12 protein-coding genes are annotated in these 10,348 nt (G+C 46.2%); 1 reads left to right on the plus strand and 11 read right to left on the minus strand.

The genetic code is table 11. The annotated features are described in order from the left end of the window. The first annotated feature begins 27 nt into the window (after positions 1-27). Positions 28-1,014, plus strand: a complete 987-nt coding sequence (locus tag ACTRXF_RS09305; protein WP_474278841.1) for an alpha/beta hydrolase fold domain-containing protein — start codon at positions 28-30, stop codon at positions 1,012-1,014. 72 nt (positions 1,015-1,086) lie between these two features. On the opposite strand, the gene ACTRXF_RS09310 is transcribed toward ACTRXF_RS09305, so the two are convergent. The 11 genes from ACTRXF_RS09310 to ACTRXF_RS09360 form a co-directional block, all read right to left on the minus strand. Beyond that, positions 1,087-1,788, minus strand: a complete 702-nt coding sequence (locus ACTRXF_RS09310; RefSeq protein WP_474278843.1) for an SDR family NAD(P)-dependent oxidoreductase — start codon at positions 1,786-1,788, stop codon at positions 1,087-1,089. A 124-nt stretch (positions 1,789-1,912) separates the two neighbouring features. Beyond that, positions 1,913-2,212 (minus strand): hypothetical protein, encoded by a 300-nt coding sequence (locus ACTRXF_RS09315; RefSeq protein ID WP_474278845.1) that lies wholly within the window; start codon positions 2,210-2,212, stop codon positions 1,913-1,915. A gap of 248 nt (positions 2,213-2,460) precedes the next feature. Further along, entirely contained in the window at positions 2,461-3,447 is a 987-nt protein-coding gene (locus tag ACTRXF_RS09320; protein ID WP_474262503.1) for a ring-cleaving dioxygenase, read from the minus strand. Positions 3,448-3,518: 71 nt separating this feature from the next. After that, positions 3,519-4,136, minus strand: a complete 618-nt coding sequence (gene wrbA, locus ACTRXF_RS09325; RefSeq protein ID WP_298788485.1) for an NAD(P)H:quinone oxidoreductase — start codon at positions 4,134-4,136, stop codon at positions 3,519-3,521. A 132-nt stretch (positions 4,137-4,268) separates the two neighbouring features. Further along, positions 4,269-4,877 (minus strand): alpha/beta hydrolase, encoded by a 609-nt coding sequence (locus ACTRXF_RS09330; RefSeq protein WP_474262505.1) that lies wholly within the window; start codon positions 4,875-4,877, stop codon positions 4,269-4,271. Positions 4,878-4,889: 12 nt separating this feature from the next. Further along, positions 4,890-5,813 carry a ring-cleaving dioxygenase gene (locus tag ACTRXF_RS09335; RefSeq protein ID WP_474278847.1) on the minus strand — a complete coding sequence of 308 codons (924 nt, stop codon included), beginning with the start codon at positions 5,811-5,813 and terminating at the stop codon, positions 4,890-4,892. A 68-nt stretch (positions 5,814-5,881) separates the two neighbouring features. Then, positions 5,882-6,334 carry a MarR family winged helix-turn-helix transcriptional regulator gene (locus ACTRXF_RS09340; protein ID WP_474278849.1) on the minus strand — a complete coding sequence of 151 codons (453 nt, stop codon included), beginning with the start codon at positions 6,332-6,334 and terminating at the stop codon, positions 5,882-5,884. Between the two features lie 192 nt (positions 6,335-6,526). Continuing rightward, positions 6,527-6,778, minus strand: coding sequence for a hypothetical protein (locus tag ACTRXF_RS09345; protein WP_462865091.1), 252 nt, complete (start codon positions 6,776-6,778; stop codon positions 6,527-6,529). Positions 6,779-6,845: 67 nt separating this feature from the next. Further along, positions 6,846-8,051 carry a LysM peptidoglycan-binding domain-containing protein gene (locus ACTRXF_RS09350; protein WP_474278851.1) on the minus strand — a complete coding sequence of 402 codons (1,206 nt, stop codon included), beginning with the start codon at positions 8,049-8,051 and terminating at the stop codon, positions 6,846-6,848. A 229-nt stretch (positions 8,052-8,280) separates the two neighbouring features. Further along, positions 8,281-9,294 (minus strand): UDP-glucose 4-epimerase GalE, encoded by a 1,014-nt coding sequence (gene galE, locus ACTRXF_RS09355; RefSeq protein WP_474278853.1) that lies wholly within the window; start codon positions 9,292-9,294, stop codon positions 8,281-8,283. A 109-nt stretch (positions 9,295-9,403) separates the two neighbouring features. Beyond that, positions 9,404-10,090 (minus strand): glycoside hydrolase family 191 protein, encoded by a 687-nt coding sequence (locus tag ACTRXF_RS09360; RefSeq protein WP_474278855.1) that lies wholly within the window; start codon positions 10,088-10,090, stop codon positions 9,404-9,406. Between the last annotated feature and the right edge of the window lie 258 nt (positions 10,091-10,348).

Here is a 10,348-nt window from a genome sequence, read left to right on the forward strand (position 1 = left end):
GAAGCAACTTTTAAGGAAGGTCGGTGCATGAAAAGACAAACACCAAAGAGAAAATTACAATACTGGATTTTAAGCCTTTTGGGTCTTTTCGCTGCAGGATTTTCTGCGTTTATCCTCTACACAAGCTGGCACGAGGACCGCTCGGTAATGTCCGTAGTGACAAACCTTGCTGACGGCTCAACCGGCAAAGACGGGCCTTATCCGGACAGGCCGGAGTACCAGCTTCCCGAAGAAACTGAGGCCCGTTACGATTACGAAAAAATGACATTAAACGGCATGGACAACTATGTACTCGATAACGAACAGCCCGCAGAAAAGAAAATCATTTATCTGCACGGGGGCGGCTATGTCAGTCAGCCGAACCCCCGTCATTTTCAGTGGCTTGCAGGAGTGCAGGATCAGACTGACAGTACGGTAATGCTCCCTGTTTACCCGAAAGCCCCGCAGCATCAATATGAAGAGACCTTCGAAAAGCTGGTGCCTCTCTATACGCAGACACTTGAAAACACAGAAGCTGAAAATATTATCATTATGGGGGACTCCGCCGGCGGGGGACTGGCTCTTGCACTTGCCCAGGAGCTAAACCGCCAGGGCATCGAACAGCCGGGAGATATTATCATGCTTTCTCCGTGGCTTGACGTCAGCATGACAAATCCCGGCATCCAGGATTTAACTTCGGTAGATCCTTTTCTTGATCTGGAATGGCTGCTGAACGCCGGAGCTTCCTATGCCGGAGACGCCGATTTGAGAAATCCGATGGTAAGTCCGATTTATGGAGATATGACCGGACTTGGAGATATGACTTTAATTGTTGGCACTCATGAATTGTTTCTTGCGGATGCCCGGAAGTTTTCTGAGATTACCGACGAGAAAAACATTCCCATCAACTACTATGAGTATCCGGAAATGCCTCATGTGTTTCAGCTCCAGGACACCGATGAAGGCCGCCGGGCCACACAGCAGATAGTTAACATCATTAACGACGATGCAGAGGATACCTCCACCACAAATTAAGGTGGAGGTATTTTTGTGGTTAATGATAGAATTTTTTCAATAAAAAAACGCACTCCGGGAGGTGCGCCTGCTTTAAAAATCCAGTTCGTCCTTATCACGGAAAAACTTTCCGTTTGGTCCATCTTCGTCAAGCTGGGCAAGCCACAAAATACCTTCCATTGCTTCAGCCGGCTTCCGCTTAGCTTTTTCTCCGCCCAAATCAGTCTGTACCCATCCCGGGCTGACCGAATTCACTTTTACATCTTTTTTCCGTACCGCTCCGGCGAACAGCCGTGTCAGAGCATTTAATCCATATTTAGAGGATTTATACGCGCCACCCATCGGGGCATCCATAGTGCCGGAAACTCCGATTTCAGCAGCTATATTTACGATACGTCCATAGCCTGCTTCGAGCATGGAGGGCATAAAGCTCCTCATCGTAAAAAACGGTCCGAAATAATTTGTTAATTGAATGTCTTCGAACGTTTCTGGTTCAATATCAACGATAGACTGCTTTTGATCCGGAAAAATTCCGGCGTTATTTACAAGCACATCGAGTTTTCCGTCTTCGTCCAGAATGTGTTTTTTCACCGCCTCCACCATATCAGGGAGACCGACATCGAGTGCAATAAACTGCACGTCGAGGTCTTCGTCCTGTAATGCTTTTGCTGCTTCCCTGCCCGCATTTCCGTCTCTTGCTCCAAGCCATACTTTGAAGCCGCTTTGAGCTAACTGCCGGCAGGCTTCCAGTCCAATACCGCGATTCCCGCCAGTCACCAGGGCGTTCTTTTTCATTATATACTCCTCCTCCCAGTCTACATGCTCCCCTATACCCGAAGGAAGAGCAGCCTAGTCCGGGAAGCAGGGTAATAAAATAGATATATTCCATGTACGTTAAATCTGAAAACAGCAAGCTGTTTTACATACTTCCCAGGCCATGGGCCGCCCAGGCGAAAAAGCTATTTAAAACAGCAAGCATCAGCAGCACCCCTGAAAATCTCTGGTTATTTCTCCACTCCCATGCAGCGCCAATAAAACCTACGCCGGCGGAAACCACCCAGACAGAAATGAATATTTTTTCCACTGCAGCCTGAGGCAGTATAGTATAAAAACCTGTAAGAAACAGCGTCCACTGCGTAGCAAGTATACCTAACGCTGCAATGCTGAACTTTTTTATTTTCCCACTTTTTTGAACTGCCGGGTATGAACTGCCGCACATGACATTTCCTCCTAATTAAATCAGCTAGCAGAATTTTAGCTTCTAATCACTATGCAGGTAACGGTATAGATCGGCATCGATTTCTTCCTTTAATTGAAGCTTCAGCCGCACAACTGGAATTGATTTTCCGTTTTTATCCTGCATGGAGATGCGTTCTGACTTCTTTTTACCAGCTTACTATACTTTCCATTTTTCAGGCAAAGATGATTCATAAAAAAACCTCCAGCCCGGAGGCCGAAGGCGTTGACTTAGTCATTGTATTCTTTTTCAAATGTTTTCGTGCTTCTTACTGTATCAATCGGCCGCACAGACGCCTCGATCTGTTCGCGCTGCGGCTCGAGCATCGGCGGCAGGGCGAGATTTTCTCCGAGGGTCTCATATGGTTCATCTCCCATGAATCCCGGTCCATCCGTCGCAAATTCAAATAAAATCTGTGGTGCCACCTGAGAGTAAAGTGATTCAAAATAATGCCGGTTCACGTACCCAGATGTACGGAAGCGGAAATCCGCCATTCGCTGGATCCAGGCGTCGAGTTCCTCGCGATCCTTCACCCGGAATGCCGAGTGATGCACAGTGCCGTAGCCCTGACGTGCCGGCGGAAGAACCGCATTGTATTCGACGATCACCTGGGCGCCGTTTCCTCCTTCTCCGACCTCAAATAAACGAAATGAGCCGTCATGTCCGATTTCTTTAAACATGAGCACTCGCTCCATCATTTCTTTAAAATAGTCAATGTTATCGATACGGACATAAATGGGCCCAAGCCCCGTAATCGCGTACTCATCTGGGATAGGACCGCTTTTCCACGGCTTTCCTGCCGGCACTCCTTCATTATTTTCATCAGAAACAAGTTCATACTGCTGTTCATCAAAATCAACGAATGGGAGACGTTTTTTGCCAAAGCGCTCGTAAATACCCTGGTGCTTAACATCTTTTCGGTCAAATCGTTTTTCCCAATATGCCAGAGCCTCATCACTTGGCACCCGGAACGATGTTCGCGCGATCTCGTTTGTGCCATGTGTGCCTTTAGGGATACCTGGAAAATCAAAAAAAGTCATATCTGTGCCGGCATTTCCTTCATCATCAGCAAAAAACAAATGATACGTCTGAATATCGTCCTGATTGACGGTTTTTTTGATAAGCCTCATGCCTAATACGTACGTAAAGAACTCATAATTTTTTTCTGCACTGCTCGTAATAGCTGTTACGTGGTGCAGTCCTCTGATTCCTTCCACCCTGCGTTCCTCCTTTGTTCCTAATGCTTTATTAAATTCCATATAAAAGGGGCGCGTGCGCCCCTTTTTGACTACTGCTGCTCCATACCTTTTTTCACCCATGAAGCTACTGTCACTGTACGCTTCGCCTGATGCTTGACGGCTTCTTCAATGTCTTCCTGCATGTTGCCCTCCTGGTCGACCGTTACACTCGTTCCATAAGGGTTGCCGCCGGAAGCGAACGTGACTGGATCTGTGTAGCCCGGAGAAGCGATAATGGCTCCCCAGTGCATCATCGTCGTATATAGGTTTTTCACTGTGGCTTCCTGTCCGCCATGTGGGTTCTGGGCGGAGGACATGCCACTTACAACTTTATTGACCAACTGACCATTCATCCACAGGCCGCCGGTAGTATCAATAAACTGCTTCATCTGCGCCGGCAGGTTGCCAAAACGCGTCGGCATACTGAAAATAAAGGCATCTGCCCATTCCAGATCAGCAAGTGTGGCCTCAGGAATGTGGGAGGTATCTTCGAGATGCTGCTTCCACGCCGGGTTTGCATGTACCGCTTCGTCAGGAGCAAGCTCCGGAACACGGACGAGCTTCGCTTCCGCCCCGGCTGCCTCTGCGCCTTCCACGGCCCATTGTCCCATTGTATAGTTTGTGCCTGTTGCGCTGTAATAAATGACTGCTACTTTTACGTTTTCCATTGCTTCATCGCTCCTTGTATTTTGTTTCAAAAAATCAAATAGTCCCACTTTCGTGCACCACCATTTCTTTTATTCCTGCATGCTTTCTGGTATAAGGATGCGTGCTCCATTCACACACGAGAGTCAATTAAGTTAAAGTACCGAGCGTTTATACCAGGCAGCCGCCTGCTCCACTTCTTCTCTTGTCAGCTGATGGCCGCCGGCCTCCCAATGCAGGGTGACTTCAGCACCAGCTGCTTCAAGCATTTTCGCCAGTTCCTCTGTTTCTTCCGGGCGGCAGATCGGGTCATTTTTTCCCGCTCCTATAAACACAGGCAGGCCTGTTAAATCCGGAAGCTGTATGCCTCGGCGGGGCACCATCGGATGAAAAAGAGCCGCCCCTTTTACCGGCTCTTCGTAATGAAAGAGCAGGTTCGCAGCAATGTTGGCGCCATTGGAATACCCAACAGCCACCACGTTCTTCCGGTCAAAGGAATGCTCTGCAGAAGCGGTATCTATAAATCCATAAAGCTCCTCCGTCTGTTTCATTAAATCTTCTTCATCAAACACGCCTTCGGCCAATCGTTTAAAGAATCTTGGCATGCCATTTTCCGTAATATTTCCGCGCACCCCAAGCACCGAAGCGGAATCATCTATCATTCCCGCCACCGGTAATAGATCGTTTTCTGTTCCCCCTGTCCCGTGAAGAAGCATGAATGTTGGTTTGCTCTGGTCAGTTCCCTGCTGAAAAATGTGTTTCACTATAATCCTCCTTTATTCTGATGCATGCACCGGTTCCAGTGACGCTTCAATCTGCTCCCGCCTTGGCTCCAGCCAGACCGGCAGCTTCAATTCCTGTCCCAGCTGTTCGAACGGCTCGTCCCGGGTAAACCCCGGGGGATCGGTCGCAATCTCAAACAACAGACCACCATGCTCCCGGAAATAGATGGCTTTGAAATAATCACGGTCCTTCACTTCCGTAGTTGCGTAGCCACGGGCCGTCATATGCTGCTGCCATTCGAGCTGGTCCGCGTCGTCCTGAGCCCGGAAAGCTATATGGTGCACAGTACCTGTCCCGAGTTCTCCCCTCGGAACGGGTGCTGTACTGATCTCAATGGTATTCCCGAAAGGAGCTTCGGTCTGGAAACGGAGATACGTCCCCTCCTGTCCCACATACTTCATTCCCATCACCTGCCCGAGAAGATCAGCTGTGTGGTGAGGTGCCCCGGAATTCAGTACCGCCCCGGCAAATCCCTGTATAGCGTAACCATCAGGCACCCTGGAAGAACTGTTCCCCGCCGGCGGACGTTCCGTCAGCTCTAGATGAAGGCCGTGTGGGTCCTGAAAGCGAAGGTACGTCTCGTTATATCTTCCGAATTGTTCGACTTTCACCCCGAGAGCGGTGAGGCGTTCTTTCCAGAAGGTAATACTCCCGGAAGGGACAGCAAACACTGTGGTATCCACCTGGCCGCTGCCAGTCCGGCCTCTACGTTTCTGATTCCAGGGGAAAAACGTCATAATGGTGCCCGGCGAACCTTCACTGTCACCAAAATACAGATGATACGTGCCGGGATCATCAAAATTCACGGTTTTCTTAACAAGCCTTAAACCAAGAACTTCTGAATAAAAGGCGATATTTTCTTTTGGACTTTCTACGATAGCCGTAATGTGATGAATACCAGCAGTTTTTTTCTTCATATTCATCCTCTCTTCACTATTATTTCGAAACCATATATCTTTAATTCAAGATATTAACGTAAAAAAAATTATTTTTCGAGAGAGAGACCTAATTTTTTCAGCATAGCTATAAATGTTTCTTTTTCCTGGTCATCAAGTACACTGAACATCTCCTGAATAGCTGCCTGGTGACGAGGGAAGATCTCATCCATCAAGACAGAGCCTTCTTCTGTAATACGTACATTAATAATTCTCCGGTCTTCCGGACACCGGGTCCGAAAAAGATATTCTTTCTTTTCGAGTTTATCAATAACGTAGGTCATGCTTCCACTCGACAGCAGAATTTTTTCTCCGATGCGCTGAATGGCCTGTTCTCCTTTGTGATACAAAAGCTCAAGCACAGCAAATTCGGTAGGATTCAAACCATGTGCACGTATATCCTCCCTTATTTTTTCTTCTACTGCATGATTGGCTCTTGATAACACGACTAATGATTTTAAAGCGAGGTCCTGCCCGCTCTTAGGATTGCTCATGCTCATCATATCCTCAATTCAATTATCTTTAATTAAAGATAATATTACGCTTTGTTTTTTTATGTGTCAAGAAGGAAACGAGTATTTTAAGAAAAAGCTCGTTTGTTTAAGGAGCAGCATGGCTTTGCTGATTAAAAAACGCCCTTAGTTGTAATCATTTTTCCTTTTAAATAAATAAAACCGGCTGATTTTTCAGCCGGTTTATTCGTTTTCTCCTTTTTCAAGCGTACCATCTAAATTAAAAACAACTCCACGCTGCTCTATCGTTGTTTGTCCCATTTCAAATAGTACTGTTCCAGCCTGCGGTGTAAGCCGGTCCTTCGTTTCGTAATTCACGTGTACAGCCCGTTCGTTATTTTTTTCCACGAAATTGATCGTGTACTGAATGTTATGACCGTCGCTGCTTTTCGTAGTGTGTGTGCCTTTTTCTGGCTTGAACGTAATTTCGGTCATTAGAAAACCTCCCTTTTCTTACGGTCTGCTTCTCTTTACCCGTACAGGGCTTACGTTCAACCTTTTATTACGAAGCGATTTTTAATTTCTGACCGATACTGATTACTCCAGTATTGGAGATGTTATTGTCCGCAGCGATTTTTTGGACAGTAGTATTGTATCTTCCTGCGATGCTGTACAACGTATCACCTGACTTTACGGTGTACGTAGTAGATGAGGCTGGCGGAGAGGTTGTGCCTTTACCCGGGATTTTCAACACCTGGCCGACCCGGATAACGTTCGAGCTCGTCGGAATGCCGTTCGCTTTTTTCAGCTCCGTCACGCTCACATCGTTGCGGTTCGCGATACTGTACAGCGTGTCCCCGGATTTCACGGTATACGAGCCGGATTCAGCAGGAGGTGGAGTAGTAGTCCCTTTGCCCGGGATTTTCAACACCTGGCCAACCCGGATAACGTTCGAGCTCGTCGGAATGCCGTTCGCTTTTTTCAGCTCTGTCACGCTCACATCGTTGCGGTTCGCGATGCTGTATAGCGTATCTCCCGATTTCACAGTATAAGAAGCTCCCCCGGTCGATGGCGAACCCTGGATTTGCAGAAGCTCAGAGACCGTTACAAATTTGTATCCTTGCGCTTTCAGCTTGGTAATCATTTCCGGCAGTGCAGCTGGCGTGCCAGGCGCTCCTGCCCCGGTATGCATTAATACAATAGAACCCGGTTCAATATTATTGACTACTTTATTCAGCACCTGCGTTTTTGAAAGTCCTCTCCAGTCAATGGTATCGATATTCCAGTGCAGAGTATGCGTATAGCCTGCATCTCCCACTGTTTTAAGCACGGTGGAGTTGGTGGCGCCAAACGGAGCCCGGAAGATTGGCTTGGTTGATTTGCCGGTAGTGCTTTTTACAAGGGCTTCAGTATCTGCTAGCTCCTTTTTCATTTTCGTTGTGGAAATGGTAGTGAAATCAGGATGGGAATATGAATGATTACCGAGCTGGTGCCCAGCAGCTGCGATATTTCGAATAGACTGCGGGTGATCTTTCGTACCAGTACCAGTTAAGAAAAACGTGGCTTTTACATTGTGAGTCGACAGCGTCTGAAGAATTCTGGAAATATTCGTGCCATCCGCACCATCATCAAAAGTCAGCGCCACCACCTTGCTTGAAGTATTTCCTTTCACTACATACTTTGAGCTCGCAGCGTCCGCCTGAACCGGGAACGAGAAACAGGTAACAAGCAAAAATACCAGAATGACAGCGGCTTTAAACCACTTCATAACCATCCTGCTCACCCCATTTATTTAGTTATGCCGGTCGCCCGGCATATGTATGAGTGAACATCCATTCATTATTTCCTTTATTATACTGCAAATCCAGCAATAAGTACCGTGCTTAAAGAACTATATTTTATACATATAAAGTACATTTTTTTAGAAATTTCTCTTAAATTTAGAAATATAAGCAAAAAAAGCCTGGAATGCCAGGCTTTTTTTAAGTCATTACTATTTACACAGACGGATAACCCTCTGGATTATTTTTAATCCAGCGCCAGGAATCCTCACACATATCCTCGACTCCTTTTTGAGCGGTCCATCCCAGTTCATTACGGGCCTTGGCCGGGTCGGCATAGCAGACAGCAATATCACCCGGACGCCGGTCCCGTATTTCATATGGTACGTTCTTGCCGGATGCTTTTTCGAAGGCCTCCACCAATTCCAGTACACTGTAACCCTGGCCGGTGCCAAGATTAAACTCTCCAATACCCGGCCCTTCCATCGATTTATGCAGGGCGCTTAAATGACCCTTCGCAAGGTCTACAACGTGAATGTAGTCCCGCACTCCGGTACCGTCTTTTGTTGGATAATCATCGCCGAACACATTCAGCTGCGGGAGCTTTCCTACTGCCACCTGCGTTATATACGGCATCAGGTTGTTTGGTATACCGCTTGGAGATTCTCCGATGCGTCCACTTGGATGTGCGCCGATAGGATTAAAATACCGTAGGATGGAAATACTCCATTCGTGATCGGACACGTAAAGATCCCGGAGAATATCTTCAATCATCAGTTTTGAATTGCCATAGGGATTCGTCGCCTGCAGCTCAAAGTCTTCCGTAATTGGATTTGTTTTCGGTGTGCCATACACGGTAGCCGAAGACGAAAAAATCATCTTTTTCACATCATATTTTTTCATTGTCTCTAAAAGGATAATACTACCCGTAATATTGTTATGATAGTATTTGAGCGGAACCTCCACAGACTCTCCGACTGCCTTCAGCCCTGCCAGGTGAATGACTGCTTCAATATTAAATTTTTCAAATATGCTCTCCATTCCTTTGCGGTCCAGCAGATCCACATCGAAATATTCAAGAGTTTTTCCTGTGATTTCCTCCACCCGTTCCAGCGAAACGGAGCGGCTGTTGGAAAAATTATCAATAACTACTACTTCGTGACCTTCCTCTAATAGTTCTACACAAATATGGCTTCCTATATATCCCGCACCACCGGTTACCAGAATCATCGCTGATCTCCCCCAAAATTTGGTTATTTATTATTTTCAAACTACATCATTTTCTTGTTAATAACAATACTATTATCTGTAAAACTCTTTACTGCTTTGATTTTCTGCTCTATTCCCAGACATTATATCCACGCGGGGAATGAAAATGGCAGAACCCTTTAGATTCTGCGTACTGCCGGCTTTCTTCCTCTTCACGCCCCGACACCGTCAGCACTTGAATTTTGTGTTTTTTCCGCAGCTTTTTTAATTTGGCAATTTTCTGCTGCGCCCATTCATCCCCTACAATTGCTGAATACTCAAACCCTTCCCACATGACGGCGTTTACAAACGGATACGTGACAGAACTGAGCGTATCAAATCCCCAGTTTTGAATGAGGGCGAGGTGCGGATGCTTATCTTTAATGCTTTGCATAAACACAGCCATCGCGGCACGCTGCGTACGCAGTATTTCAGATTCGTTTTCATGCTCGTCATCGATATTTCCCACCGTGTCTAAAAATACACCGTCACACCCTTTGGCGTGAACCTGCTTTGTGACTTCATTCAAAAGGACTTGCCGGTAATGCTCTTCGTCCATATTCATAAGGTAGGAATCCCACTGTTTATAATATACGCGGCTTCCGTGGCGGTGAAAAAAATCTTTTTCCTCCATCTGTGTATACAAAGCCTCATTCCATCGATCCGCTTCCATTGCATTAATATAACCGTAAACTTTCGTTCCCGCCTTTTGAATGGCTTTTATCTGCTGTCTGGAATAATAAACCGGTTCAATGATTACCACATCATAATTTTTCATTTCCCTGATTATATTTTTGTTTGGGGAATCGTAAAAAATTTTGTAATTTTGCATTTTCGCCAGCGGGAAAGTACCGCTAGAAGCGGGTTTTATTTTCGTTAGAAAAGACTCATAAAAAAATAGAGAAAAATTTGTAACAAAAATCATTTTTTGTGAGATAATACCCATAATGCTCCTCCTTATAGATAATAATCAAGCTTTGAAGCACAGAATTAGGACCGGTCCTTTTTAAGTGCAGGGATTTATGAACCATGTCAT

This window comes from Marinococcus sp. LNHM3E3-2.2, assembly GCF_056034385.1.